The organism is Pseudomonas sp. A-RE-22 (genome assembly GCF_019956035.1).
Taxonomy (GTDB): Bacteria; Pseudomonadota; Gammaproteobacteria; order Pseudomonadales; family Pseudomonadaceae; genus Aquipseudomonas; species Aquipseudomonas brassicacearum.
On sequence record NZ_JAHBCZ010000044.1, the window covers coordinates 121,925 to 147,422 of the forward strand.

A 25,498-nucleotide genomic window follows, 5' to 3' on the forward strand; every position below is an offset into this window, starting at 1 on the left:
TCGCTGGCAGGCGCCGAGAGCAGGCGCCTCAAAAGGAGTTAGCTGAATGAAAAAACTACTGGTTGCCTTCGCTGCCGCCGCAGCGTTTTCCGCCCACGCCGCCGACACCCTGACCGTCGCGGCCACCCCGGTTCCCCACGCGGAAATCCTCGAATTCGTCAAACCGGCCCTGGCCAAAGAAGGCGTGGACCTCAAGGTCAAAGTCTTCACCGACTACATCCAGCCGAACGTACAAGTCGCCGAAAAACGCCTGGACGCCAACTTCTTCCAACACCAGCCGTACCTGGATGAGTTCAATAAGGCCAAGGGCACGCACCTGGTGAGCGTGGCCGGTGTGCACCTGGAACCACTGGGCGCGTATTCCAGTAAGTACAAGACACTCGCCGAATTGCCAGGTGGTGGCAACGTGGTGATCCCGAACGACGCCACCAACGGCGGCCGTGCGCTGTTGCTGCTGGCTAAGGCTGGGGTGATCAAGTTGAAGGATTCGAACAACATCCTGTCGACGACCAAGGACATCACCGAGAATCCGAAGGATCTGAAATTCCGCGAGCTGGAAGCGGCGACCATTCCACGGGTGCTGACCCAGGTGGATCTGGCGTTGATCAATACCAACTACGCGTTGGAAGCCAAGCTTGATCCTTCCAAGGATGCGCTGGTTATCGAAGGTAACGACTCGCCTTATGTGAACATCCTGGTGGCTCGCGAGGATGATAAGGACAGCGAGGCGATGAAGAAGCTGGTGGCGGCGCTGCATACGCCGGAAGTGAAGGCTTTCATTCTTGAGAAGTACAAAGGTGCGGTTTTGCCGGCGTTCTGATCTGATCAGGTGGTGAAAAAACGGGGCTGCGTGGGAATGCAGACCCGTTTTTTTTATGCTCGAAAATGTGTGGCGTCACGGAAAGACCCGCAAGATCACGGGCTATCGCGGATCAACGTTATTCAACACCCGATTCGCCAGCAATGAACTCAATTCGATCAATTGTTGGATGCCGAGAAGGATGTGACGACGCGGGCCTTCCAGGTCGAAGGCCAGGTTGCTGACCATCGCGTCGGCTGCCACCAGGGTTTCGCTGAGGTTGGCGAGGAGGGATTCGTTGTCGGCGTTTTTGGCGACGGTGAAGAGCTGACCCGGTTGGGACGTATCTTCGGACTTTTCCGGTTTTGGTAGCAGGTAGTAATCCAAGGCGCGATTGGTGGCTTCGTCGTGTTTCTTGGCTTTGGATTTGGTTCGCGGGGAAGCTTGGTCCGCCTCTGGCGGATTCGGTGTAGGTTTGAACATGTACTAAGTCCTATAGGTGACGCCGCAACCCTCTAGCTACTAAACAAGGGGTGGCAGCTGTACGCAGGTTAGTAGACCGGGGACTTAGCAAGCCGGCGCGCCCGAGGGCGCCCTGCGCACAGCCGCCATCAAATACAGGCATGGAAATACCTGACTGATAGAGCTTTGCACCTTACTAAATACCTCGGGCTACTAAACCCGACCACTGATGGGCAGTGGCAGGGAAACGATAGAACCCAGGGACAAGGCGCACAAGCGGGCGGATTCTGGCGTAGTTGTAGGCAATGGCGCAAGGATTCGTAGCTTGATGGAAGGGTGGCTGTTGCGGAATAAACAAAGCTTCGTTTTGCCTTGAAATTCGGAGCCAGAGGGCAGGTTTTAGCTATGGAACCTGACGTTGTCGTAACGCATCACAAAACGCTGCAAGTCGATCTGCCCGTCATGCTTTACTGACGTTCTGTCACTTCCAAGCTGTAACGTATGCTCACGCGCCTTCAAGGGTGATCCGTACCGAGAGCCGTATACATAATGTCCTTCGCCGAGCTGAAATCCTTCCACATGGTCGCCCGCCTGGGCAGCATCACCCAGGCGGCGAAGAAGCTCGGCCTCAGCCAGCCCACGGTCACCACGCAGATCCGCAGCCTCGAAGGGCAGTACGGCGTCGAGCTGTTCTACCGGGGTGGTCGGCGTCTGACCCTGAGCGATGAAGGCGTACGCCTGCTGCCCATGGTGCAGCAGTTGCTGCAACAGGAGGCCGACATTGAGTTCTTCTTGCGCAACTGCGGCCAGGTACAAGGTGCCCTGCGCATCGGCGCCACTGCGCCCTACTACATGCTCGACCTGGTGCGGCGCTTTCGCGAGCAACTGCCGCAATGCGAGGTGACCCTGGAGATCGGCAACTCGCAGCAGGTGATCGAAGCGCTGGAAGACTACCGCGTCGACCTTGCCGCTTCCTCGCTGTTGGTCGAGGACCCGCGACTGACTCGCCTGCTGTTGGGCCACGATCCACTGGTGTTGGCCGTACACCGTAGTCACCCGCTGGCCGCGCGGGAGCGCGTGCCGCTCGCGGCGCTGGCCGGGCACTGCCTGCTGATGCGCGAGAAAGGTTCGACCACTCGCGTGCTTACCGAGCAGTTGCTGCGCGACGCTGGCGTGGCGCTCGGCTCGTTACTGGAGATCGGCAGCCGCGAATCGATCCGCGAAGCGGTGCTGCGCAATATCGGTATCAGCATCATCGCCCGCCACGAAGTGCCGACCAGTACCGAGTTGCGGGTGATCGAACTGGAAGGCGCGCCGCTGATTACCGAATACCTCTACTGCCTGAAGGAGCGCCGCAGCGCGCGCCTGCCGGCAGTTTTCCTTGCGTTGGCGCGGGAGGCCGGGAGCACCTCGTAAGGTGCCTCGCGCCCGCCTTTTGGATGAAAGCACTACATAAATCCACCGATGCCACTATCGGCAGTTTTTGCCTAACTGCCATAAAGCCTTAGCACCCTGTGTCCAGGATGGACCTCGTATTCCACCGACGAGGTTCCGCCATGGCTACGGTCAGCTTGCAACTGCGCGATATCCACAAGGCCTTCGGCGCCTTTCAGGCGCTGGACGGGGTGTCGCTGGACGTCTCTGCCGGCGAGCTGGTGTGCCTGCTCGGCCCCTCGGGCTGCGGCAAGACCACCCTGCTGCGCTGCATCGCCGGGCTGGAGCGCCAGGACGGCGGCAATATTTTCTTCGGCAATCGTGATGTCTCCACGCTGCCACCGCAGGCGCGCGACTACGGCATCCTGTTCCAATCCTATGCGCTGTTTCCCAATCTCACGGTGGCGCAAAATATCGGTTACGGCCTGGCCGGCAACAGCCGCGAGAGCCTCCGTGCACGGGTCGCCGAGATGCTTGAGCTGGTCGGCCTCAAGGGCAGCGAGCAGAAATACCCCGGCCAGCTCTCCGGCGGTCAGCAACAGCGTGTGGCCCTGGCCCGCGCCCTCGCGCCGGCACCCAAGCTGCTGCTGCTGGACGAACCGATGTCGGCCCTCGACGCTCGCGTGCGCGAACACCTGTGCGGCGAGTTGCGTCAGTTGCAGAAGAGCCTGGGCATCACCACCGTGATGGTCACCCACAACCAGGACGAGGCCATGCTCATGGCCGACCGTATCGCAGTGATCAACCACGGTCGGGTCGAGCAATACGCCACGCCCCAGGAGATCTATCGCGCGCCCGCCACGCCCTTCGTCGCCGAGTTCGTCGGCCAGGGCAACTGGCTGCCCTACGAGCGCGACGGCGAGCACGCCCGGGTTGGCGAGCTTAGCCTGCGTCTGCACGGCGTCCGGCCGGCCGAACGCGGTCGCCTGTTCTGCCGGCCCGAGGCGGTGGTGGTCAACCCGCCGGTGCACGAAGACAACCTGTTCAGCGCACAGATGCGCGAGATCACCTTCCTCGGCAATCGCTGCCGCCTGAGTTTCGAGCTGGACGCCCTGCCGGGTCATGCCCTGCTTGCCGAGCTGGCGCCGGACGCCATGCCGCGCCTGGGCGCCCCGCATATCTGGGTGGCCCTGCCGCCGCGCAGCCTGCAAGTGTTCGTCTGATGGAACAGGTATTGCTGAGCAAGCCCCAAGCCGGCGCGCGGCGCCTGCCTGCCGACCTGGCCGACCGGATATTCGTCCACGGTGGCCAGTGGTTGCTGCTGGTGCTGCTGGTGCTCGCCGTGCTGCTGCCGCTACTGGCCATGCTTTGGCGCGGCTTTGCCAGCGAGCCCGGGCAGGGCGGTGGGTTGACGGCGGCGGCCGAATTGTTCGGCAGCGCCAACTTCCGCTGGCTGCTGGGCAACAGTCTGGCGGTCTCACTGACCGTGGCCGCCATCGTCGTGCCGCTGGCCTACGCCTTCGCCTATGCGCTGCAGCGTACCTGCGTGCCAGCCAAGGGCCTGTGGCGCGGCATTTCCCTGCTGCCGCTGCTGGCACCGTCGATATTGCCGGGCATCGCGCTGATCTACCTGTTTGGCAACCAGGGCGCGCTCCGGCACCTGCTCACGGACAATATCTATGGCTTCTGGGGCATCGTTATCGGCGAAGCCATCTACACCTTCCCCCATGCGCTGATGGTGCTGCTTTCAGCCCTGGCCCTGGCCGATGCGCGCCTGTTCGACGCCGCCTCGAGCATGGGCGCTTCACCGTGGCGGGCATTTCGCAGCATCACCTGGCCGGGCAGCCGACAGGGCGTATTCGCCGCCTTCTGCCTGGTGTTCACCCTGTGCATCACCGATTTCGGCGTGCCGGTGGTGGTCGGCGGCGATTATCAGGTGCTGGCGCTGGAGGCCTACAAAGCAGTGGTTGGGCAACAGCAGTTCGGCCGCGGCGCGCTGATCGGCATGGTCCTGCTGCTGCCGGCGCTGTTGAGCTTCGCCGTCGACCTGTGGCTACGCCGGCGTCAGCGCGAGGCAATGAGCGGTCGCGCCCAGGTTTACCAGCCGCAACCGTCGCGCCGCCGCGACCTGGCCTTCCTTGCCGTGGTGCTGCTGATCTGCGCGGCGCTGCTCGGTGTGTTCGGCATGGCGATGTACTCGTCGTTGGTCAAGTTCTGGCCCTACGACCTGTCGCTGTCGCTGCACCACTACGCCTTCTCCGAACTCCCCGGCGGCTGGCAGGTGTACCGCAACAGCCTGCTGCTGGCCGGCTGCACGGCCGTGTTCGGCAGCCTGCTGACCTTCACCGGCGCCTACCTGCTGGAGAAGACCCGGCAGAGCCCGCTGACCCAGGCCCTGCGTCTGCTCAGCTTCGTGCCGATGGCGGTGCCGGGGTTGGTGCTGGGCCTGGGCTACGTGTTTTTCTTCAACTTGCCGGGCAATCCGCTGCACGGTCTGTACGGCAGCCTGACCCTGCTGGTGGCGTGCACCATCGCGCACTTCTTGACCACCGCGCAGTTGACTGCCAGCGCCGCGCTGCGCCAGCTCGATGGCGAGTTCGAGGCCGCGGCGCTGTCGCTGAAGGTGCCGCTGCTGCGCCACTTTTTGCGCGTCACCCTGCCAATTTGCCTGCCGGCGTTGCTCGACATCCTGCGCTACCTGTTCGTCTCGGCGATGACCACGGTGTCGGCGGTGATCTTCCTCTACAGCCCGGACAGCCTGCTCGCCGCCATCGCCGTGCTGAACATGGACGACGCCGGCAACGTCGGCGGCGCCGCCGCCATGTCCACCCTGATTCTGCTCACCTCGGCCGCGGTTTCGCTGCTGCTGGCGGGGGCCTCACGCGGTGTGCTGCGTCGGGCCCAAGCCTGGCGCACGACCGCCGGCCATTGATTACCCTGGAGACTGCCATGCACTACCAACACCCCGACCGCCTGCACGCCGCCATTCTCGACTGGGCCGGTACCGTGGTCGATTTCGGCTCCTTCGCGCCGACCCGCATCTTCGTCGAGGCCTTCGCCAGTTTCGACGTCGAGATCAGCCTGGAGGAGGCGCGCGGGCCGATGGGCATGGGCAAATGGGACCATATCCGCGCCCTGTGCAACCTGCCGGCGATTGCCGAGCGCTACCAGCGTCGCTTCGGCCGTCTGCCGAGCGATGAAGATGTGACGGCAATTTATGAGCGCTTCATGCCCTTGCAGATCGCCAAGGTCGGCGAGCACTCGGCGCTGATCCCCGGCGCGCTGGCGTGTATCGCCGCGCTGCGCGAGCGCGGCCTCAAGCTCGGCAGCTGCTCCGGCTATCCCAAACAGGTGATGGACAAGGTAGTCGAGCTGGCCGCCGCCAATGGCTATAGCCCGGACCATGTGGTCGCCACCGACGAGGTGCCCAAGGGTCGGCCGAGCCCGGCCCAGGCGCTGGCCAACGTCATCGCCCTCGGCCTCGACGACGTGGCTGCCTGCGTCAAGGTCGACGACACCGAGCCGGGCATCCTCGAAGGCCGCAGCGCCGGCATGTGGACCGTGGCGCTGCGCTTCTCCGGCAACTTTCTGGGCCTTGACTGGGCGCAGTACCAGGCCCTGACGCCCGCGCAGCGCGAAGCCGAGCGCACGCGCATCGACGCGCTGTTCGCGCCGAGCCGGCCGCATTACCTGATCGACACCCTCGCCGAACTGCCGCCGGTGATCGACGCGATCAACACTCGCCTGGCCCGGGGCGAGAGTCCGCAAGCCAGCTGAATTCGAATAACCAACGCCACGCAATGCCAACCAAGGAGCTCTTCATGTTCAAACGCACCGCTCTGGCCGCCGGCCTGCTCGCCGCTTGCGCCATGCAGGCCCAGGCCAACACCGAGCTGACCGTGTACACCGCCCTCGAAGTGGAACAGCTGGCCGCCTACAAGAGCGCCTTCGAAAAGCTGCACCCGGATATCGAGATCAAGTGGGTACGCGACTCCACCGGTATTGTCACCGCCAAGCTGCTGGCCGAGAAGGATCGTCCGCAGGCAGACGTTGTCTGGGGCCTGGCTGGCTCGAGCCTGGCTGTGCTCAAGCAACAAGGCATGCTCGAAGCCTACGCCCCGGCCAACCTGGACAAGATCGGCGCCAACTACCGCGACACCGCCAACCCACCGGCCTGGGTCGGCATGGACGTGTGGGCTGCGACCATCTGCTTCAACACCATCGAGGCCGAGAAGCAGGGCCTGCCCAAGCCGACCAAATGGGAAGACCTGACCAACCCGGTGTACAAGGGCAAGATCGTCATGCCCAACCCGGCTTCGTCCGGCACCGGCTACCTCGACGTCAGCGCCTGGTTGCAGACCTTCGGCGAGCCCCAGGGCTGGGTCTACATGGACAAGCTGCACCAGAACATCGGCCAGTACACCCACTCCGGCTCCAAGCCGTGCAAGCTGGCCGCTGCCGGTGAGTTTCCCATCGGCATTTCTTTCGAGTACCCGGCTGTGCAACTCAAGCGCAAGGGTGCGCCGCTGGACATCGTCCTGCCAAAGGAAGGCCTGGGTTGGGAGATCGAGGCCACCGGCATCATCAAGGGCACCGAGCAGCTGGAAGCGGCGAAGAAGCTCGCCGACTTCTCCGCCAGCCGCGAGGCCATGGACCTGTACAAGGCGAATTTCGCCGTGCTGGCCCAGCCGGGCATCGCCGAGCGCTTCCAGGAACTGCCCGCCGACTACGAGCAGCGCCTGATCAAGAACGACTTCGCCTGGGCCTCGGAGAACCGCGACAAGATCCTCGCCGAATGGCGCAAGCGCTACGACGGCAAGTCCGAACCTGTCGCCCAGTGACGTGGCCGGCAGAATCCTGTTGGCGGTGTGACGCGGGTCTGCTGTACGGCTCGCCCGCCAGCCTTGCCAGAGGGGTTCTGCCCATCGGTGCTGCACGTTGATTCATCCGGCTGCGTTGGCGGCCGCCTTTTTCGTTCCAGGAGTTTCCCCATGAGTCAGCACGACTGCGATCTGTTGATCGTCGGTGCCGGCATGCTCGGCCTCGCCCATGCCTGGGCCGGCGCCAAGCGCGGCCTCAAGGTACGTGTGTTCGAGCGCAGCCACACGCCGCTCGGCGCCTCCATCCGCAACTTCGGCCAGGCCCTGGTCACTGGCCAGGCACCCGGCGTGATGCTCGACCTGGCCCGCCAGTCCCGCGGCCTGTGGGCCGAACTGGGCCAGGCCGCAGGCCTGCAGCTCAAGCACCAGGGCTCACTGCTGTTTGCACGCAGCGAAGCCGAAGAAGCCTTGCTCGAAGCCTTCTGCGCGGGCCGCGCTCGTGAGCAGGGCTACCGCGTCGAGCTACTGCGCGGCGCCGCCCTGAATGGGCTGTACGGCGGACGTTTCGCCCACCATCGCGCCGCCCTGCATGGCCTCGACGACCAGCAGCTGTATTCCCGTGAGGCGCTGCCGCAGATCGTCGATTACCTGCGCGGGTTGGGCGTGCAGTTCCACTTCTCCACCCTGGTGCGTGACGTCGAACCAGGTAGCGCCCTGACCAGCGCCGGAAGTTTCAGCGCCAGGCACATCGTGGTCTGCTCCGGACACGATTATCAGACCTTGCTGGCCGAGCCGCTGGCCGCACTCCAGCCTTCGGTGTGTCGCTTGCAGATGCTGCGCGCCCGCCTGCAACAGCCGCTGGACCTGCAGCACGCGGTGCTCACCGGACTCAGCTGCGTGCATTACGGCGCTTTCGCCGATCTGCCGGAAGCCGAGGCCATTCGCGCGCAGATCCGCCGCGAGCAGCCGGAACTGGAAACCCACGGCATCCACCTGCTGGTCAGCCCGACGCCCCATGGCGAGTTGATCATCGGCGACTCCCACGACTACGGCAGCGACGCCTCGCCGTTCAATGCCGAGGCCGTGGACGACCTCATGCTGGCGCTGGCCGAGCACACCCTGGGCGGCAAGCTGCAGGTGCTGGAACGCTGGCAGGGCGTATACGGCTCGCGCGGGCCCGGCCCGTTCAGCGTGGTGCAAGCCGGAGCAGGTGTCAGCGCCGTACTGATGCACACCGGCCTGGGCATGAGCGTCGGCCTAGGCCTCGGCGAGCGCAGCCTGGCGGCGCTGCTCGGCGAAGAAGAATGGCCGCAGGCGTGCGTCGCATGAGCGCGGAGCAGGCGGTGGCCGAACTGTTTGCCCTGTGCCGCCAGCAGGCGCAGGCGGACTACATCGGCGAGGCGGTCAGCCAGCTCGAACACATGGTCCAGGCCGCCGAGCTGGCACGTGACGAAGGGGCAGACGAGGAGTTGGTGCTGGCCGCTTTCTGCCACGATGTCGGGCACTTCTGTGCGCCGCTGACGACGGAAAACTCAATGGCCGGCCTGGGCCGTCGAGGCCACGAGCGGGTGGGCGCAAACTGGCTGTTGGGGTTGGGCTTCTCCCAGCGCCTGGCGGGGCTGGTGGCGCGGCATGTTGACGCCAAGCGTTACCTGAGCTGGCGCGAACCGGCTTATCTGGCAGGGTTGAGTGAGGCCAGCCGGCAAACGCTGCACTGGCAGGGCGGACCGATGACGACCCCTGAGGCCGAAGCTTTCGAGGCCGACCCGCTGTTTGCCGACAGCCTGCGTTTGCGCCGCTGGGACGAGGCGGCCAAGGTCGCCGGGAGACCTTCAACCGATCTCAGCGATTTGGAGCAGCTTGCGATACGTGTTCACCAGGCTGCGATACCTTGATGGAAAGGATCACACCAGCGGAATAAACGGGGCTTGGTTTTGGCCCGTAAATTGGGGCCCGAGAGCGGTGGGAACGACGAAGTCTCTTTCAGCGATCACTTGCTCCCGAACCCCTATCAGCATTTGCCCCCTGTTCGGGCCGAACGAACCCTAGGATCTGCTTCATTGTTCTACAACCCGCATGATAAATTCCCCGCCGCGACCTCTAATCAATAGAGGGCATTCAGGGAGAGAAGTAAGTGATCAAGTCTTTGTTGGTTGGGACATTGCTGGCAATGGCATCAGCATCGGCATCTGCGATGAGTTGCGATAACCCTAGAAACGCCTATGACAGAACCTATTGCGCATCGCTGAAAATGGTTCAGTCGGATCAGGACATCAATGATCAATACAAGAAGACGATGAGTGCGCTGAACCCGGATCAAAAGAAAAAAGTGAAAGCCGCTCAAATCCAGTGGATCAAAAATCGTGACAGCGCCTGTTCCAACGATGGCCTGCTCTACCTGGACTGTGCCAACGAGAAGACCGAGGCGCGTATCGTCATCCTCAAAGCTGTCGAGCGCGAGTGCCGTGCCGCCGGTTGCGACGACGCCAAGCTGTCGCAAGTCGAGTAAGCCGTAAACAACTTGCCCTCGCTGAAAAACCCGACGTAAAACGTCGGGTTTTTCTTTGGCGGGTTCACCCGCTATCGCGGCTCAACGCTATTCAACACCCGATTCGCCAACAACGACTCAACTCGCCCTTGCCCCTTTTTTCATGCCTGGTGCAGGCCACACACTCTTCAGGCTCGGGGAGTTACGCCAGCGAGGCGAAGATCCCAGCGGGCGGGACAGCGAGATGTTTCGCTAAATCTCATCTTCACAGTAATTCAGTTGTTTGCATTGGTGGCAGGGTGCCACAATCGTTTTTTTGTTGCGTCATAACCAGGTGGTTCAAATGTATGGCCCAAGATTGCGCAATGGCCAGGATTTTGTAATAGCCGAGCAGGTTCGAACTGACCGATTGCAGCAACTGTTTCGCCAATCCGTTTCTGCGGTTTTGGGTAGTTACCTGGCTGCCATCATGCTGAGCTGGCTGTGTTGGGATCGTTTTGAGCACAGCGCTATTTTTTGGTGGCTGGCCATCCTGACCGCATCGACGCTGGTGCGTATCGCGATGTTCGTTGCCTATTTCCGCAGCGACGAAAGTCAGCGCACGCCTCAACATTGGGAACGCAAATACTGGGTCACGCTGGTGCTGTCAGCCAGCATCTGGGGCGGTGGGGCGTTTGTGCTCATGCCGGCGGACGATTTGTTGTCGCAGGCGTTGGTCATGCTTTTTACGGTCGGGATGTCCGTCAGTGCGGTGTCCTGCTACTCGGCCTATCGCGATATGACACTGGTTTCCATCGGCGTGGTGTTGTTGCCATGCACGATCTGGCTGCTGTTTCAACCGTCCCCGATCCAAGTCGGCATGGCCCTTTCGATTTTGGTATTCACGGCATTTGCGGCCCGCGCCACGCACAAAATGTCCCAGGCACTGGAGATCGCCTTTCGACTCACCCGTGAAATGGAACAGGCGAACAGCATTTCAACCCGCGCCGCGCAAACCGATGAACTGACCGGTCTGAAGAGTCGACGGGCATTTTTCGAGCATGCCCAGCAGCTTTATGACGAATGTAAGGCCAACCGGTTGGGGTTGTGCGCGGTCATGTTGGACATGGATCACTTCAAGCACATCAACGACACCTACGGCCATCAGGTCGGAGATCAGGTTTTGCGTGAGATGGGGGTGGTGATCAGTTCGTCGTTTCGGGCGACGGATATCCACGGCCGGCTCGGTGGGGAAGAGTTCGCCATTCTGCTTCCGGACACGTCTATTGAGGTCGCCACCCGGATTGCAGAACAGCTCATCGATACGATTGCGGGTTTGATGATCGAGCCTGTTCACTGCATAACCGCCAGCCTTGGCGTCGCATCGACGGAGGCCTGTAATAAGGATCTTCATAGCTTGATGAATGATGCGGATAAGGCTCTGTATCGAGCGAAGGCGTTGGGGCGTAATCGAGTGGCTGTTGCTTAGTAGGGGTGGCTTTGCCCAGAGCAAAATCAAAAAAACGCCAATTCGGCGGTTTTTTTACTTTTCCCTGATCTCGCGTTTGATCGTGCCCTCGCTCTGCGTGGGTATGCATCCCGTGACGCTCTGCGTCACTTTCCAAAAGCGGAACGCGGAGCGTCCCTGGCGGCGTTCCCACGCAGAGCGTGGGGACGATCGAAACCCAACATTCTGCTTATGAATTCCCCTCTCTTTGAAGGCCTGCAATTGCGCTGGTCCTGCTGATCCCCCCTAGCACCTCCTTCCCCTTGGCTCACCTCGCGGCTCACGCGGGGTGGCGATATTGCAGGGCCTAAAAATAAATTTCTTTTTAGATCAATTAGTTAATTCTGAATTGGCAATTTTCTCAAAATTTATCTTGCGCACTAATTATTCATACATTAACTTTATCGCAACTGGTTAGCGCGCAAACATTTAGCGCAAACCAAAACATTGATCAGACCAATCAGCAAAAGAGGAAACACGATGAACGCTCTCTACACCGCAGTCGCAACCTCCACCGGTGGCCGTGATGGCCGTGCTGTTTCCAGCGACAAGATTCTCGACGTGAAACTGGCTACTCCAAAAGCCTTGGGCGGCGCCGGTGGTGAAGCCACTAACCCTGAGCAGTTGTTCGCTGCCGGTTACTCCGCCTGCTTCATTGGCGCATTGAAGTTTGTCGCCAGCCAAAGCAAACGCAGCATTCCTGCTGACGCTTCAATCACGGCACATGTCGGTATCGGCCAGATCCCTGGCGGTTTCGGCCTGGACATCGACCTGCACATCAACTTGCCAGGTCTGGATCAAGCCGATGCTCAAGCGCTGGTCGATGCGGCTCACCAGGTTTGCCCGTACTCCAACGCGACACGCGGCAACGTCGATGTCCGTTTGCACGTCACCGTCTAACTCACTTCATCTACGAATAAAAAGGATCAGGACATGAACACTCTCGGCAAAACTCTTGTTGGCTCGCTTCTGGCACTGTCGCTCGGCAATGCGTTCGCGACTTCTTCTGTTCAACCTACGTTCGCCGAGGGAGGTTCGGATCGCCTGATCGAAAGCCGTGTGGCTGAAGGCGGCTCCGATCGACTCATCGAAAACCGCGTAGCCGAAGGCGGCTCGGATCGACTCATCGAAAACCGCGTGGCTGAAGGCGGCTCCGGTCGCCTGATGGAAAACAGAGTGGGCTGAACAATCCCTTCACCGCTCCGAAAACCGGTCGAATCACCCCATGTTGCTTCCAAAAGAAAAAACGCCGCTTATCTCTCATGAGGAAGCGGCGTTTTTTGCAACGTGTCCCAGGATCCTAAACGATACTATCCACCACCCCACCATCAACACGAAGCGCCGCTCCGGTGGTGGCCGAGGCCTGTTCCGAGCTGGCGTAGATGATCATGTTGGCGACTTCCTCGACGCGTGCCGCGCGCTGGATGATCGAGGTGCTGCGGTGCTGGTTGACGAAATCCGCCGCGACCTTTTCCAGGCTTTCCCCGCTGCGCTCGACGTCCGCCTGGAGCATCTGGGCAACCCCTTCGGAAAGCGTCGGCCCAGGCAACACCGAGTTCACCGTCACGCCCGTGCCGGCAAGGCGCTTGGCCAGGCCGCGAGCGATGGACAGTTGCGCGGTTTTGGTGAAGCCGTAATGGATCATGTCAGGGGGAATGTTCACGCCCGATTCCGATGAGACAAACACAATCCGCCCCCAACCGCGCTCGACCATGCCCGGTGCGTAGGCCCTGGAAACACGCACGCCCGACATCACGTTGGTTTCAAAGAAGCGCAGCCATTCGCTGTCCGGCGTCTCGAAAAAGTCTTCCAGTTTGAAAATGCCCAGGTTGTTGATGACGATATCGAAGCGTGGGTATTTGGCGATCAGTGCCTGGCAGCCCGGCGCGTTGCTCAGATCGCCAACAAAGCCATCGGCCCTTGAAGCGAGGGCGCCCAAGCGCTGCAACGCATCCTCCACGCTGCTTGCGCTGCGACCGTTGATAACCACTTGGGCGCCGGCTTCCAGGAAGCCTTTGGCTGTCGCAAACCCAATACCGCTGGTGGACCCAGTGACCAACACGTGACGGCCGGTGAAGTCGATGTTCATGAGGGGGACTCCTTGATTAATGAACCAGAGGAAGTGCGATACGGCTTTGCCATCCCAATGTCGCCGATATCGCAGGCCCTTAATCATGGACACGATTGAGGCTTTGCGCCTCTTTGTGATCAATCAGTCATCAAGAAGCCGACCACACCGCCAGCTCATAGCCATCCGGATCGATAAAGTGGAAACGTCGGCCACCCGGGAAAGCGAACACATCACGGCTGATGGGCGCCCCCGCGGCTTCGAGCCTGAGTTGGGTGCCTTCGAGGTCATCCGCGTACAGGATGATCAATGGGCCACCCGGGCGCACGGGTTCACCGGTCGTAAAGCCACCGGTCAGGCGACCATCGCTGAACTCGGTGTAGGTCGGGCCGTAGTCGACGAAATGCCAGCCGAATACGCTTCCATAGAAGGCTTTGCTTCGGGCGATGTCGTTGACATTGAGCTCGATGTTATCGATCTGACGGTCTTTTCCGCGAATGCCCATGGATGCTTCCTTGGCTGGTTGGGGACAAGCAAGCTTAGGGCATCAGCCAACATCTATGTGAAGGTGCCGGCCTCTTCGCGAGCAGGCTCGCTCCCACAGGGTTGCGTGATCGTTCCCACGCTGCTGCATGGGAATGTTTCCAGGGACGCTCCGCGTTCCGCTTCTAGGATTCGCGACCCCGCTTTCAAGCCTGCGCGCTGAATCGCTGTGCAGCACGCCGTGCAAGCATCGCGGCTTCCGTCTCTCGCGTCGCCCGTTCGCCTTTGTACGCCAGTTGGTTGAAAAACAAACCGTCCGAAAACTCCTGGGGAGACACCGAGGCTCTGCGCTTAAGCATCGGCGCCAAGTCGATGGTGTTGGCGAAGTTTTCCTTGGTCAGGTTGTACAGGCCCAGGTAGCTACCGGACCAGGGCGAGTCGGCGTCGACCATGTCGATAGATGCATCGCGGAACGCAACAGCGGCGGCTTTCAGGTCAGTGGATTCATTGAGCAGATCCGTCAGCCGCTGGGTGTCTGCGCTGCTGAGTTGGCCGGCCGTGTTGAGCACCTTCAGGCGGCCATCGGCCTCGACGGTGAAGCCGTATTTCTTGCCGGCCAGGTCCGGATGGGTTGCCGACAGCGTTGACTGGAACGTCTCGAAGGAGGTTTTCAGGGTGTTTTTCGCGCTCTCGGTGATCGCGGCAAATCGAGGGAAGTCTGGCGATTGGGAGCGACCGATCCAGGTTTCGATGACCACTGGCGACTGCACCATGGTCTGGGTTTCTTCACTGGGGTGGTAGATCGCTGCAGGGCTGGCGTTTGCCAGCTGCTTTACGGCGTCCGCTGGAGGATTGGTTACCAGCTTCTGGTCGGAGCGGGTGAGGTTGGTGTTGGCGGGAAAGAAAGAGGCAGCGTTCAGGGAGAGTTCCATTTCATCGGTCCATGATTGGCGGATACATCGGGTTATCGACAGCCGGGGACTGAGCTTTAGGAGGGGGTAAGGCGTGGGGCTGCTTCAGCCCAGCGGGAGCAAGCTCCCTCGCCACAGGGGTTGGGGTCAGTTAGTTATGCGGCGGCTGTCAGGGCGCTATCGCGAGCAAGCTCGGCTCCCACATGGGTTCTTGGGTGTTTACAGGTCCTGCATTCACCACAACCTAGCTCATATGAAGCAACAGGCCTTCAGTACCACCGCGCCTCGCCCGGCGGGCGTTTCTTGAAGCGTTTCATGCTCCACATGTACTGGCTCGGGTAGGCCCGTACGTAGCGCTCCACCACTTGGCTCATGGCGGCGCAGGCCGTTTCGGTGTCGGTGCTGTACATGGCCTCCGGCGCGGCTTCGAGGATGACTTTGTAGCCGGAGCCGTCCGGCAGGCGCAGGGCGTGGAGGAAGACGCCGACCGCTTTGCCGCCGGCGAGCATGTTCGGTACGAACTTGCTGGTCAGGGCCTGGGTGGCGAAGAAGGGCACGAAGATACCGGCGGATTCGGCCGGTTCCGGGTCGGCAGGGATGCCCACCTGGCCGCCCTTGCGCACTTCCTTGATGACGCTGAGGATGCCTTCCTTGGTGGATGCTGCGACTTTGTTGCCCAGTTGCACGCGCTGTTTGCGCAGCAATTCATCCACCGCCTTGAGCTTGGGCGGACGGTAGAAAATGATCGGTTTGCACTGGCTGCAATAGAAGTGGTTGAGCACTTCCCAGTTGCCCAAATGGCTGGTGATGCCGACCACGCCCTTGCCGGAGGCCAGCGCTTCTTTCAGCACCTCCAGGCCTTCGACTTCACGCACCAGGTCGATGGAGCGTTGGGCCGGCCAGATCCAGGCGCAGGCGCTTTCGGTCAGGGATTTGCCGATGTCCTTGAGGCTCTGGCCAACGAGGCGTTCGCGCTCGGCCGGGTCCATCTCGGGAAAACACTTGGCGAGGTTGATCCGCACCACGTCGCGGGAGCGGTTGGGCAGCTTCCACATGAACCAGCCAATGGCCGAGCCCACCGCTTGCACCGCCCGCCAGGGCAGCAGCGCAAACAACCGCAGAGCGCCGACCAGCAAGGCGCCTTTCAACTTATCCACAGGTCACTCCTGAATGTATGGGCCGTGTTGCGAGCCGGCTATTCTAACCGCCGTTTACCAACTCGGCGTAGCGGTCGCAATCCTGGGTGTGGTCCATGACCATGCCCGAGGCCTGCATCAGCGCATAACAAATGGTCGGTCCGACGAAAGTAAATCCAGCTTTCTTCAGGCCTTTGCTCATCGCCAGCGCCTCGGGCGTGATGGCCGGCACTTCGGTGCGGTCCTTGAAATGGTTGATGATGGGTTTGTCGCCCACGAACGACCAGAGGAACGTCACCGGGTCTTCCAACGCCAGCCAGGCCTGGGCGTTGCGGCGGGCGGCCTTGAGCTTGAGGCGGTTGCGGATGATGCCGGGGTCGAGCATCAGTTCATCGATTTCGGCATCGCTCATCTGCGCTACCCGCTGTACATCGAAGCCGTACAGCACCTCCCGGTAACGCTCGCGTTTGCGCAAAACGGTGATCCAGGACAACCCGGCCTGGAACCCTTCGAGCAAAAGCAACTCGAACAAACCCTGCGCATCGCGCAGCGGCGTGCCCCACTCCTGATCGTGATAAGCCATGTACAACGGATCGTCAGAACACCAAAAGCAGCGTGGCATAAGGCTCCAGGGGGCGTGCGCACGAACGAATCGGGTATACTCCCGCTCTTTAAATCGCAGCCCAAGAAACAGGTGAATTTCGTGAGCCAGCCTACGCCAGCCGTGCGTACCTTCCAAGACTTGATCCTCGCCCTCCAGCAATACTGGGCCGAGCAAGGTTGCGTGGTACTTCAGCCCTACGATATGGAAGTAGGCGCCGGCACTTTCCACACTGCCACGTTTCTGCGTGCCATCGGCCCGGAAACCTGGAACGCCGCTTATGTGCAGCCCAGCCGCCGCCCGACTGACGGCCGCTACGGCGAAAACCCGAACCGTCTGCAGCACTACTATCAGTTCCAGGTCGTGCTGAAGCCGAACCCGGAAAACTTCCAGGAACTGTATCTGGGCTCGCTCAAGCACGTGGGCCTCGACCCGCTGGTGCATGACATTCGTTTCGTCGAAGACAACTGGGAATCGCCAACCCTGGGCGCCTGGGGCCTGGGCTGGGAAGTCTGGCTCAACGGCATGGAAGTGACCCAGTTCACCTACTTCCAGCAGGCGGGCGGCATCGAGTGCTACCCGGTCACCGGCGAAATCACCTACGGCCTGGAACGCCTGGCCATGTACCTGCAGGGTGTGGACTCGGTCTACGACCTGGTGTGGGCCGACGGCCCGTTCGGCAAAGTGACCTACGGCGACGTGTTCCACCAGAACGAAGTGGAACAGTCGACCTACAACTTCGAACACGCCAACGTCGAGAAGCTGTTCGAACTGTTCGATTTCTATGAAAGCGAAGCCAAGCGCCTGATCGAGCTGGACCAGCCGCTGCCGTTGCCGAGCTATGAAATGGTGTTGAAGGCGTCCCATACCTTCAACCTGCTGGATGCGCGCCGGGCGATTTCCGTGACCGCGCGCCAGCAATACATCCTGCGTGTACGCACCCTGGCGCGTTCCGTTGCGCAAGCCTACCTGCTGGCACGTGCCAAGCTGGGCTTCCCGATGGCGACCCCGGACCTGCGTGATGAAGTGTTGGCTAAGCTGGAGGCTGCACAATGAGTGCTCAAGATTTTCTGGTTGAACTGGGCACCGAAGAACTGCCACCCAAAGCCCTGAACACCCTGGCCGATGCGTTCCTGGCCGGTATCGACAAAGGCCTGCAAGCCGCCGGCCTGGGCTACGAAGCCAAACAGGTGTACGCCGCGCCGCGCCGCCTGGCCGTGCTGATCACCGCACTGGCGACCCAGCAGCCGGACCGCAGCATCAACCTCGACGGCCCGCCACGCCAGGCCGCGTTCGATGCCGACGGCAACCCAACCCAAGCTGCCCTGGGCTTCGCCAAGAAGTGTGGCGTGGACCTGAGCGAAATCGACCAGAGCGGCCCGAAGCTGCGCTATAGCCAAAGCATCAAGGGCAAGCCGACCGCCAGCCTGTTGCCGACCATCGTCGAAGATTCCCTCAATGACTTGCCGATCCCCAAGCGCATGCGCTGGGCCGCGCGCAAGGAAGAGTTCGTGCGCCCGACCCAATGGCTGGTGATGTTGCTCGGTGACCAGGTCATCGACTGCACGATCCTGGCCCAGAAGGCCGGTCGCGATTCCCGCGGTCACCGCTTCCATCATCCACAGAGCGTGCGCATCACCTCGCCGGCCAACTACCTGGCCGACCTGCGTGCCGCCTACGTGCTGGCCGACGCCAACGAGCGCCGCGAGTTGATCAGCAAGCGCACCGAAGAGCTGGCCACCCTGCAGGAAGGCACCGCCATCGTGCCGGCCAACCTGCTGGACGAAGTGACCGCGCTGGTGGAATGGCCGGTGCCGCTGGTGTGCTCGTTCGAGGAACGTTTCCTTGAAGTGCCGCAGGAAGCCTTGATCACCACCATGCAGGACAACCAGAAGTACTTCTGCCTGCTGGACGCCGAAGGCAAGTTGCTGCCGCGCTTCATCACGGTCGCCAACATCGAAAGCAAGGACCCGCAGCAGATCATCGCCGGTAACGAAAAAGTCGTTCGCCCGCGCCTGACCGATGCCGAGTTCTTCTTCAAGCAAGACAAGAAGCAGCCCCTGGAAAGCTTCAACGAGCGCCTGCGCAACGTGGTGTTCCAGGAAAAACTCGGCAGCGTCTACGACAAGGCCGAGCGCGTGTCGAAACTGGCTGCGTTCATCGCTCCACGCATCGGCGGCGACGCCCAGCGCGCGGCCCGTGCCGGCATCCTGTCCAAGTGCGACCTGTCCACCGAGATGGTCGGTGAGTTCCCGGAGATGCAAGGCGTCGCCGGTTACTACTACGCCCTCAACGATGGCGAGCCGCAAGACGTGGCCCTGGCACTGAACGAGCAGTACATGCCGCGCGGTGCTGGCGCTGAGCTGCCGACCACCCTGACCGGTGCGGCCGTGGCGATCGCCGACAAGCTCGACACCCTGGTCGGCATCTTCGGTATCGGCATGCTGCCCACCGGCAGCAAAGACCCTTATGCCTTGCGTCGTGCGGCGCTGGGCGTGTTGCGGATCCTGATCGACAAGCAGTTGGACCTGGACCTGAACGACGCAGTGGCGTTCGCCGTCAACGCGTTCGGCAGCAAGGTCAAGTCTGCCGGCCTGGCCGATGCCGTGCTGGAATTTATCTTCGACCGCCTGCGTGCGCGTTATGAAGACGAAGGTGTCGAAGTCGCGACCTACCTGTCGGTGCGAGCCCTGAAACCGGGTTCGGCCCTGGACTTCGACCAGCGCGTACAAGCGGTGCAGGCGTTCCGCAAATTGCCGGAAGCGGCAGCGCTGGCGTCGGTGAACAAGCGGGTGTCGAACCTGCTGAGCAAGGCCGAGCCTTCCGTCAAAGCCGTTGAAGCACGCTACTTTGATAATGCCGCCGAGTTTTCGCTCAACTCGGCGATTCAACAGGCGTATGCGTCGGTGCAACCGCTCATGGAAAAACGCGATTATGCCGAGGCACTGGCGCGCCTGGCGGCACTGCGCGAGCCGGTCGATGCGTTCTTTGAAGCCGTGATGGTGAATGCGGACAACGAAGACGTTCGCAAGAATCGTTATGCATTGCTGGCACGCCTGCGCAGCCTGTTCCTCAATATTGCCGATATTTCCGTGCTGGGTTGAGGAGCTGCTGTTGAAACTGCTGATTCTCGATCGGGACGGGGTGATCAATCACGACTCCGACGCTTACATCAAATCGGTGGAGGAGTGGTTGCCGCTACCCGGTTCGATCGAAGCCATCGCGCAGTTGAGCAAGGCCGGCTGGACGGTGGCGGTTGCCACCAACCAGTCGGGCATTGCCCGCGGTTATTATGACCTCGCCGTGCTCGAAGCCATGCACGAGCACCTGCGTGCATTGGTGGCGGAGCAGGGCGGGGAAGTCGGGCTGATCGTCTATTGCCCCCACGGGCCGGACGAAGGTTGCGATTGCCGCAAGCCCAAGCCGGGCATGTTGAAAACCATTGCCGCGCATTATGGCGTGGCGCTGGCGGGTGTGTGGTTCGTCGGCGACAGCCTCGGTGACCTGGAGGCGGCCAAGGCCGTCGATTGTCAGCCAGTTTTGGTAAAGACCGGGAAAGGCGAAAAGACTCTGGGCAAGACCCTACCGGTAGGCACCTTGATTTTTGACGACTTGGCGGCGATTGCCGCTGAACTTATCCACAATTAGAGCTCCCAAGACAACCTGATCAAGGATTGTTCGGGAAGCGCTTGAACAGGCGGGCATTGCCCGCAACGGTAAATGCCGCTATGTCGATATTGCAGGCCATCAGAGCCTTTCTCTTTTACCTGCTGTTGGGCACCAGTTCCTTGCTGTGGTGCTCCCTGAGTTTTTTCATCGCGCCTTTCTTGCCGTTCAAGGCGCGCTACCGTTTCATCAATGTGTACTGGTGCCGCTGCGCGCTGTGGTTGAGCAAGGTGTTCCTGGGCATCAGCTATGAAGTCAAAGGTGCCGAGAACGTGCCTGACCGGCCCTGCGTGATCCAATCCAACCACCAGAGCACCTGGGAGACGTTCTTTCTCTCGGCCTATTTCGAACCGTTGAGCCAAGTGCTCAAGCGTGAACTGTTGTTCGTGCCGTTCTTCGGCTGGGCCATGGCGATGCTGCGCCCGATCGCCATCGATCGCGACAACCCCAAGGCGGCCCTCAAGCAGGTCGCGAAGAAGGGCGACGAACTGCTCAAGGATAACGTTTGGGTGCTGATCTTCCCCGAGGGCACCCGTGTTCCTTATGGAACTGTCGGCAAATTCTCCCGCAGCGGTTCGGCATTGGCCGTGAACGCCGATCTTCCCGTGCTGCCGATTGCACACAATGCCGGCAAATTCTGGCCCAAGGCTGGCTGGATCAGGAAACCGGGCGTCATCACCGTGGTGATCGGCGCGCCGATGTATGCCGAAGGCACTGGGCCCCGTGCCATCGCCGAGCTCAATGACCGCGTACAAGCCTGGAATGAACAGACACAACGGGAAATGGGCTCGCTGCCTCCGACCCCGACAACACCGGCCACCTCCGACCAGCTCGCTGTTTGAGATCTGTGGATAACCTGTGTACCGTTTCTTCGAAATCCGTTGCTTTTATGCTGTAACTCTATGTTTTTAATACATATTTCCTAAAAACATAAAACCCGCGGTTAGGTGCATAAGTTTTTTATAGCACCAAAAGATCGCGGCCTTCGGCAGCTCCTACAGCCGAAGGCCGTGATCTTTTCAATCTGCCAATAACGGAAAGCGCAGGCTAAACGTCGTGCCTTTACCCACCACGCTATGGCACTCGATTTTCCCCTCGTGATGGTCAACCACGGCCTTGACCATCGACAGCCCCAAGCCAATTCCATCGACCCCGTGAGCCGAGGAAAACCGTCGGTACTGACTGAACAGGTCGGGTAGTTCTTCGGCGCTGATGCCTTTGCCCTGGTCGGCGACATTGCAGATCAACCAGCCCGGGGTGCAATGAACCTGCAGCGAAATGCAGGCGTCGGGCGCGCTGTACTTGATGGCATTTTCCAGCAGATTGAACAAGGCACGGGTCAGCAACGGTTGATCCGCCCTCACCATCGCCTCTTCATCCGCTATTTCATGAATCAACTGGATGCGTTTTGCCTGGGCGATGGGCAGCGCCTGGTCGAGTACATCCAGCACCAGCATGGCGAACAGCGTCGGCTGGAATTGATACGCCTCGGATTCGGCCTTGGCCAATTGCACGAAGCCCTCGGTCAGGTCCAGGGCGCGACGTACCTGGCGCTCGATCTGGTCGAACAGCGGATTGTCCCCACCGACCTGATGCCGTTGCACATCGAGCAATGCAAGGATCGCCGAGTGCGGGGCGCGCAAGTCGTGGGAGAGAAAACGCAGCATGACGCTGCGCTGTTCTTCAGCCTCACGTTCGGCGCTCAGGTCCGTGAGGCTCAACAACCAGCCAATCGGCGCGTCGCCATCAACCGGCAACAACGCCGCTCGTTCCAGGCGCAAGCTGCGCTCGCGAATGTCGCGAAACTCCACCAAGGGCAATGTGGATAACCGGTGATGGGCCCCATGCTCCAACCCTGGATAACCCAATTGCCCGAGATGCTCCAGCACGTCGCCGCCCGCCAGGCCATGACCGAACAGCTCGCGCGCCTTGCGATTGCCAAGCAACAGCTTGCCTTGAGGATCACTGATCATGGTCGCCACCGGCAGGTATTCCAGGCCATCGGCAATGAAACGCCGGGTGTCGCGGGTTCGACTCATGGCTTGTTCCAGGGCCATGATCTGACCCTGCAAGCGGTCGCTGCCGGTGTAGGAGGCGCGGCGACGTTCCGGGAAAACCTTGGGCTCCGCGTCCAGGCGTGCCAGCTCCCAGCCGAAATAGGCCAACACCACGCTCAGGCGCCGCCAATTCCAGATCAGGTAGCCGAACATGATGCCCAGCACACTTGCCATGGGCGACCACCACCAGCCTCGCGCGCCCAGCACGGCACTGATCAACAGGGCCAGGCTCATGCCGCCCACTGTTGTCCACAGGGCCAGGCGCGGGCGCAACAGCAACAAGCCCAATACACAGGCCACCAAACACACTGACAACAACACAGCGCCTGGATGGTTACCCGTCGATTGGCTGCTCAATGACAGCAAGGCCGTCAGCGGCAACAGCAACAGACTTATCCACAACCACTCCCGCACCAACTGACGAAACAACCGCTGGACCTGGGTTGGCTCACGACTTTCACGCCGACGTTGGTTATTCATAGGCCTCCTGGCCAAACTCAAGAACTGGAGATTTTTTCACAGGCCTGCCAAGCCCACGACTATAACGGGACTCGATGGGTGGCGCGCTGCTGCCTTTCCCTCTGTGCCGCGAGCCGGTATTGTCGCAGCCAGCGACAGGTCAATGACAACGAATCAGCCATTGCCACCTGAAGATGTCCGTTACTCTCGAGATCAAGGAATCGCATTCCATGCGTGTCGCCATACTGGACGATGAACCGGCCGAGCTGCGCCGGGTAGAACAGACACTGCAACAAATCCCCGGCAGGGGCGAGCAAGCCTGGGCCCTGCACAGCTTTGAGCGAGGCGAGGACTTGTTGCGGCAACTGCGCCGGGAAACCTTCGACCTGTTGATCCTCGACTGGCAATTGCCCGACATCAGCGGGCTTTCATTGCTGCGCTGGACCCGCGAGCACATGGATTCGCCACCGGCCGCCATCATGCTGACCAGCCGCGACGGCGAGCACGACATCGTCCAGGCCCTCAACGCCGGCGCCGACGACTATGTGAGCAAACCCTTCCGGCCCAACGAGCTCAAGGCCCGGGTCACCGCTGTGCTGCGCCGTCACAACCTGCAGCGCGCGCCCGCCAGCGACGTGCTGGTGTTCAACGACCTGGCGTTCGACGACGCCGAGCTGACCATCACCCGCGCCGGCATTCCCATCAGCCTGACCGAGCGGGAATACCGCCTGGCCCGGTGCCTGTTCGCCAACCTGGGCCGGCCGCTGTCTCGGGAGTATTTCTACGAACGCTTCTGGACCCACGAGGAAATGACCTCGTCCCGCCCGCTCGACACCCATATCTATCGCCTGCGCAACAAGCTCGGCCTGACGGCAGATCGGGGTTGGCAATTGCTGACTATTTATGGGTATGGGTATCGGTTGGAGAGTGTGGCTGCGGGAAGCGAAGCGTCTGTCGCGAGTTAGCAAAAAAAGGCCAACGCATGAACGTTGGCCTTTTTCGTTGGAGCGGATGAACCCAGGGTGATCAGCTCACCTGGCCATCTGTAGCCCTTTTCCTGCCTTGGCGATCCGACGGCGCTGCACCAGCAACCCGGACGCGACGACCAGTACGCTGAGCAGACCGGTCGCGAGGATTTCCACGCGGTGGGCTTCCTGGAACAGCATGATGGTCAAGGCTCCCACGATGAAGACGATCACCGCGTAGGTCAGGCCGGGGAACAGCCACATGCTGAAGGCGACTTTTTCACCACGCGCCATGCGTTGTTTGCGCATGCGCAGTTGCGAAATCGCGATGACCAGATACACCAGCAACGCAATGGCGCCGGAGCTGGCCAGCAGGAATTCGAACACGGCGGCCGGAGCCACATAGTTGGCGAACACGGCGAGGAAGGCCGCCCCGGTCGACAGCATCACCGCCCAGTAAGGCGTACCGCTCTTGTTGGTGCGCTGGGAAACGGCCGGCGCATCACCACGCTTGCCCAACGAGAACATCATCCGCGAAGCCGTATACAGCGCCGAGTTCAGGCAGCTCGTGACCGCCACCAGGACGACGATATCGACGATCAGCTTGGCATTGGGGATGCCCATGCGCTCCAGCACCGTCTGGTAGGAACCGACGCTGGCCAGGATCGGATCGTTCCATGGCACCAGGGCGACGACGATGAAGATGGAGACGAGGTAAAACAAGCCAATCCGCCAGATGACCGAGTTGGTCGCCTTGGAAATCTGCTGGCCCGGGTTCTTCGATTCGGCCGCCGCGATGGTCACGATCTCGGTGCCCATGAACGAAAACATGGTGGTCAGAATTGCCCCCAACACCGCGCCCATACCGTTGGGCAGGAAGCCCTGGGTGTCGAACAGGTGCGAAACACCGCTGACCTGGCTGGTGGGCAGCAAGCCGAAGATCGCCATCACACCCAGGCCAATGAAGCCGATGATTGCCACCACCTTGACCAGGGCGAACCAGAATTCGAATTCTCCGTAATTCTTCACGCTGAACAGATTGGTGACCGTCAGCATCAGGGTGATGACCAAGGTGAAGGCCCAGATTGCCACGTTCGGAAACCAGGCATGCAGGATCGTCGCGGCGGCGTTGGCTTCCAGCGGAATCACCAGGACCCAGAACCACCAGTAGAGCCAGCCGATGGTGAAACCGGCCCAATGACCAATCGCACGGTCAGCATAGGTCGAGAAGGAACCGGTGTCCGGCGACGCCACCGCCATTTCGCCCAGCATCCGCATCACCAGCACCACCAAGGCACCCGCGGCAGCGTAAGCCAGCAGCACGGCTGGACCGGCCGCTGCAATAGCGTGGCCGGAGCCAACGAAAAGGCCAGCGCCGATGACGCCGGCGATGGATAGCATCGTCACATGCCGGGGTTTGAGCCCTTGCTCCAGATGATTGGAAGTTTGCGTACCGCTCATTGAGACTACCCTTGGTGTTGGATTTATTCGTGTCACCTCGTACCCCACCGTTCCCCTGTCAATTTAAAGAAACGATGTGTAATTTATTTAACACGCAAGTTCTGCGCCAGAAAATCTGAGGCCCCGTTATCCGGGGCTCTCACCCAATTCCTAACCTATTGAGCATGAAGGCTTTGTGCCAAGGTGTTACCGAGTTACCCCGTTTTTTATCCACAGGCCTGAAAAGGGTGCACGTTTTTCAAACGTAAAAAAAAGCCAACGC

25 protein-coding genes are annotated in these 25,498 nt (G+C 61.0%); 17 read left to right on the plus strand and 8 right to left on the minus strand.

Features of this window, described 5'->3' with window-relative positions:
- The first annotated feature begins 46 nt into the window (after positions 1-46).
- Complete coding sequence (locus tag KGA89_RS21075; protein ID WP_027912883.1) at positions 47-820, plus strand: MetQ/NlpA family ABC transporter substrate-binding protein; 774 nt, start codon at positions 47-49, stop codon at positions 818-820.
- 102 nt (positions 821-922) lie between these two features.
- Here KGA89_RS21075 and KGA89_RS21080 read toward each other — a convergent pair whose 3' ends face one another.
- The gene (locus KGA89_RS21080) at positions 923-1,282 is read right to left on the minus strand and encodes a DUF6124 family protein (protein WP_223472445.1); all 360 of its coding nucleotides are present in this window, start codon (positions 1,280-1,282) and stop codon (positions 923-925) included.
- A 528-nt stretch (positions 1,283-1,810) separates the two neighbouring features.
- Between KGA89_RS21080 and KGA89_RS21085 the strand changes: the two genes are divergently transcribed.
- The 11 genes from KGA89_RS21085 (at position 1,811) to KGA89_RS21135 (ending at position 12,614) form a co-directional block, all read left to right on the plus strand.
- Positions 1,811-2,677 carry a LysR family transcriptional regulator gene (locus KGA89_RS21085; protein WP_013691946.1) on the plus strand — a complete coding sequence of 289 codons (867 nt, stop codon included), beginning with the start codon at positions 1,811-1,813 and terminating at the stop codon, positions 2,675-2,677.
- Between the two features lie 140 nt (positions 2,678-2,817).
- Positions 2,818-3,858 (plus strand): putative 2-aminoethylphosphonate ABC transporter ATP-binding protein, encoded by a 1,041-nt coding sequence (locus KGA89_RS21090; protein WP_039013339.1) that lies wholly within the window; start codon positions 2,818-2,820, stop codon positions 3,856-3,858.
- Entirely contained in the window at positions 3,858-5,567 is a 1,710-nt protein-coding gene (locus KGA89_RS21095; RefSeq protein WP_223472446.1) for a putative 2-aminoethylphosphonate ABC transporter permease subunit, read from the plus strand. The genes KGA89_RS21090 and KGA89_RS21095 overlap by 1 nt, the downstream gene beginning before the upstream one ends.
- A gap of 17 nt (positions 5,568-5,584) precedes the next feature.
- Complete coding sequence (gene phnX / locus KGA89_RS21100; RefSeq protein WP_223472447.1) at positions 5,585-6,412, plus strand: phosphonoacetaldehyde hydrolase; 828 nt, start codon at positions 5,585-5,587, stop codon at positions 6,410-6,412.
- A 44-nt stretch (positions 6,413-6,456) separates the two neighbouring features.
- Positions 6,457-7,476: a putative 2-aminoethylphosphonate ABC transporter substrate-binding protein gene (locus tag KGA89_RS21105; protein ID WP_223472448.1), complete on the plus strand. Its 1,020-nt coding sequence runs from the start codon at positions 6,457-6,459 to the stop codon at positions 7,474-7,476.
- 150 nt (positions 7,477-7,626) lie between these two features.
- Complete coding sequence (locus KGA89_RS21110; RefSeq protein WP_223472449.1) at positions 7,627-8,784, plus strand: TIGR03364 family FAD-dependent oxidoreductase; 1,158 nt, start codon at positions 7,627-7,629, stop codon at positions 8,782-8,784.
- Entirely contained in the window at positions 8,781-9,350 is a 570-nt protein-coding gene (locus tag KGA89_RS21115) for an HD domain-containing protein (protein ID WP_028237744.1), read from the plus strand. The genes KGA89_RS21110 and KGA89_RS21115 overlap by 4 nt, the downstream gene beginning before the upstream one ends.
- Positions 9,351-9,589: 239 nt before the next feature.
- Positions 9,590-9,964, plus strand: coding sequence for a lysozyme inhibitor LprI family protein (locus KGA89_RS21120; protein WP_003196186.1), 375 nt, complete (start codon positions 9,590-9,592; stop codon positions 9,962-9,964).
- Between the two features lie 322 nt (positions 9,965-10,286).
- On the plus strand, positions 10,287-11,411 hold the full coding sequence (locus KGA89_RS21125) for a sensor domain-containing diguanylate cyclase (protein WP_223472450.1): 1,125 nt from the start codon (positions 10,287-10,289) through the stop codon (positions 11,409-11,411).
- A gap of 498 nt (positions 11,412-11,909) precedes the next feature.
- Positions 11,910-12,329: an organic hydroperoxide resistance protein gene (locus KGA89_RS21130; RefSeq protein ID WP_095962172.1), complete on the plus strand. Its 420-nt coding sequence runs from the start codon at positions 11,910-11,912 to the stop codon at positions 12,327-12,329.
- Positions 12,330-12,362: 33 nt separating this feature from the next.
- Positions 12,363-12,614 carry a hypothetical protein gene (locus KGA89_RS21135; protein ID WP_223472451.1) on the plus strand — a complete coding sequence of 84 codons (252 nt, stop codon included), beginning with the start codon at positions 12,363-12,365 and terminating at the stop codon, positions 12,612-12,614.
- Positions 12,615-12,729: 115 nt separating this feature from the next.
- Here the strand turns inward: KGA89_RS21135 and KGA89_RS21140 are convergent, their stop codons facing one another.
- The 5 genes from KGA89_RS21140 to KGA89_RS21160 form a co-directional block, all read right to left on the minus strand.
- A complete protein-coding gene (locus KGA89_RS21140; protein ID WP_223472452.1) occupies positions 12,730-13,518 on the minus strand; it encodes an SDR family NAD(P)-dependent oxidoreductase in 789 nt (262 codons plus the stop codon).
- 130 nt (positions 13,519-13,648) lie between these two features.
- A complete protein-coding gene (locus KGA89_RS21145; RefSeq protein WP_223472453.1) occupies positions 13,649-14,002 on the minus strand; it encodes a VOC family protein in 354 nt (117 codons plus the stop codon).
- Between the two features lie 184 nt (positions 14,003-14,186).
- Positions 14,187-14,912, minus strand: coding sequence for a hypothetical protein (locus tag KGA89_RS21150; RefSeq protein WP_223472454.1), 726 nt, complete (start codon positions 14,910-14,912; stop codon positions 14,187-14,189).
- A 248-nt stretch (positions 14,913-15,160) separates the two neighbouring features.
- The gene (locus tag KGA89_RS21155; protein ID WP_003196168.1) at positions 15,161-16,048 is read right to left on the minus strand and encodes a lysophospholipid acyltransferase; all 888 of its coding nucleotides are present in this window, start codon (positions 16,046-16,048) and stop codon (positions 15,161-15,163) included.
- A gap of 43 nt (positions 16,049-16,091) precedes the next feature.
- Positions 16,092-16,649 (minus strand): DNA-3-methyladenine glycosylase I, encoded by a 558-nt coding sequence (locus tag KGA89_RS21160; protein ID WP_003196165.1) that lies wholly within the window; start codon positions 16,647-16,649, stop codon positions 16,092-16,094.
- 81 nt (positions 16,650-16,730) lie between these two features.
- Between KGA89_RS21160 and glyQ the strand changes: the two genes are divergently transcribed.
- The 4 genes from glyQ (at position 16,731) to KGA89_RS21180 (ending at position 21,136) form a co-directional block, all read left to right on the plus strand.
- Positions 16,731-17,684, plus strand: a complete 954-nt coding sequence (glyQ, locus tag KGA89_RS21165) for a glycine--tRNA ligase subunit alpha (RefSeq protein ID WP_003177094.1) — start codon at positions 16,731-16,733, stop codon at positions 17,682-17,684.
- On the plus strand, positions 17,681-19,732 hold the full coding sequence (glyS, locus tag KGA89_RS21170; protein WP_003196162.1) for a glycine--tRNA ligase subunit beta: 2,052 nt from the start codon (positions 17,681-17,683) through the stop codon (positions 19,730-19,732). Before glyQ ends, glyS begins: the two co-directional genes overlap by 4 nt.
- A gap of 4 nt (positions 19,733-19,736) precedes the next feature.
- Positions 19,737-20,276 carry a D-glycero-beta-D-manno-heptose 1,7-bisphosphate 7-phosphatase gene (gene gmhB, locus KGA89_RS21175; protein ID WP_161796653.1) on the plus strand — a complete coding sequence of 180 codons (540 nt, stop codon included), beginning with the start codon at positions 19,737-19,739 and terminating at the stop codon, positions 20,274-20,276.
- 80 nt (positions 20,277-20,356) lie between these two features.
- Positions 20,357-21,136 (plus strand): lysophospholipid acyltransferase family protein, encoded by a 780-nt coding sequence (locus tag KGA89_RS21180; RefSeq protein WP_038855869.1) that lies wholly within the window; start codon positions 20,357-20,359, stop codon positions 21,134-21,136.
- A gap of 177 nt (positions 21,137-21,313) precedes the next feature.
- Here KGA89_RS21180 and KGA89_RS21185 read toward each other — a convergent pair whose 3' ends face one another.
- On the minus strand, positions 21,314-22,831 hold the full coding sequence (locus KGA89_RS21185; protein WP_223472455.1) for a PAS domain-containing sensor histidine kinase: 1,518 nt from the start codon (positions 22,829-22,831) through the stop codon (positions 21,314-21,316).
- A 209-nt stretch (positions 22,832-23,040) separates the two neighbouring features.
- On the opposite strand from KGA89_RS21185, the gene KGA89_RS21190 reads away from it, so the two are divergent.
- Positions 23,041-23,775 carry a response regulator transcription factor gene (locus tag KGA89_RS21190; RefSeq protein ID WP_223472456.1) on the plus strand — a complete coding sequence of 245 codons (735 nt, stop codon included), beginning with the start codon at positions 23,041-23,043 and terminating at the stop codon, positions 23,773-23,775.
- 66 nt (positions 23,776-23,841) lie between these two features.
- Here the strand turns inward: KGA89_RS21190 and gabP are convergent, their stop codons facing one another.
- On the minus strand, positions 23,842-25,236 hold the full coding sequence (gene gabP, locus KGA89_RS21195) for a GABA permease (RefSeq protein WP_223472457.1): 1,395 nt from the start codon (positions 25,234-25,236) through the stop codon (positions 23,842-23,844).
- Positions 25,237-25,498: the final 262 nt, after the last annotated feature.

Bases quoted from the DNA above. Each gene is read 5' to 3' on its own strand.
- KGA89_RS21180 (WP_038855869.1), top strand. From the start codon at position 20,357: ATGTCGATATTGCAGGCCATCAGAGCCTTTCTCTTTTACCTGCTGTTG.
- KGA89_RS21150 (WP_223472454.1), bottom strand. From the start codon at position 14,912: ATGGAACTCTCCCTGAACGCTGCCTCTTTCTTTCCCGCCAACACCAAC.
- KGA89_RS21140 (WP_223472452.1), bottom strand. From the start codon at position 13,518: ATGAACATCGACTTCACCGGCCGTCACGTGTTGGTCACTGGGTCCACC.
- gabP (WP_223472457.1), bottom strand. From the start codon at position 25,236: ATGAGCGGTACGCAAACTTCCAATCATCTGGAGCAAGGGCTCAAACCC.
- KGA89_RS21145 (WP_223472453.1), bottom strand. From the start codon at position 14,002: ATGGGCATTCGCGGAAAAGACCGTCAGATCGATAACATCGAGCTCAAT.
- KGA89_RS21080 (WP_223472445.1), bottom strand. From the start codon at position 1,282: ATGTTCAAACCTACACCGAATCCGCCAGAGGCGGACCAAGCTTCCCCG.
- KGA89_RS21125 (WP_223472450.1), top strand. From the start codon at position 10,287: ATGTATGGCCCAAGATTGCGCAATGGCCAGGATTTTGTAATAGCCGAG.
- phnX (WP_223472447.1), top strand. From the start codon at position 5,585: ATGCACTACCAACACCCCGACCGCCTGCACGCCGCCATTCTCGACTGG.
- KGA89_RS21130 (WP_095962172.1), top strand. From the start codon at position 11,910: ATGAACGCTCTCTACACCGCAGTCGCAACCTCCACCGGTGGCCGTGAT.
- KGA89_RS21110 (WP_223472449.1), top strand. From the start codon at position 7,627: ATGAGTCAGCACGACTGCGATCTGTTGATCGTCGGTGCCGGCATGCTC.
- KGA89_RS21085 (WP_013691946.1), top strand. From the start codon at position 1,811: ATGTCCTTCGCCGAGCTGAAATCCTTCCACATGGTCGCCCGCCTGGGC.
- KGA89_RS21095 (WP_223472446.1), top strand. From the start codon at position 3,858: ATGGAACAGGTATTGCTGAGCAAGCCCCAAGCCGGCGCGCGGCGCCTG.
- KGA89_RS21075 (WP_027912883.1), top strand. From the start codon at position 47: ATGAAAAAACTACTGGTTGCCTTCGCTGCCGCCGCAGCGTTTTCCGCC.
- KGA89_RS21105 (WP_223472448.1), top strand. From the start codon at position 6,457: ATGTTCAAACGCACCGCTCTGGCCGCCGGCCTGCTCGCCGCTTGCGCC.
- KGA89_RS21135 (WP_223472451.1), top strand. From the start codon at position 12,363: ATGAACACTCTCGGCAAAACTCTTGTTGGCTCGCTTCTGGCACTGTCG.
- KGA89_RS21190 (WP_223472456.1), top strand. From the start codon at position 23,041: ATGCGTGTCGCCATACTGGACGATGAACCGGCCGAGCTGCGCCGGGTA.
- KGA89_RS21160 (WP_003196165.1), bottom strand. From the start codon at position 16,649: ATGCCACGCTGCTTTTGGTGTTCTGACGATCCGTTGTACATGGCTTAT.
- KGA89_RS21115 (WP_028237744.1), top strand. From the start codon at position 8,781: ATGAGCGCGGAGCAGGCGGTGGCCGAACTGTTTGCCCTGTGCCGCCAG.
- glyS (WP_003196162.1), top strand. From the start codon at position 17,681: ATGAGTGCTCAAGATTTTCTGGTTGAACTGGGCACCGAAGAACTGCCA.
- KGA89_RS21185 (WP_223472455.1), bottom strand. From the start codon at position 22,831: ATGAATAACCAACGTCGGCGTGAAAGTCGTGAGCCAACCCAGGTCCAG.
- KGA89_RS21090 (WP_039013339.1), top strand. From the start codon at position 2,818: ATGGCTACGGTCAGCTTGCAACTGCGCGATATCCACAAGGCCTTCGGC.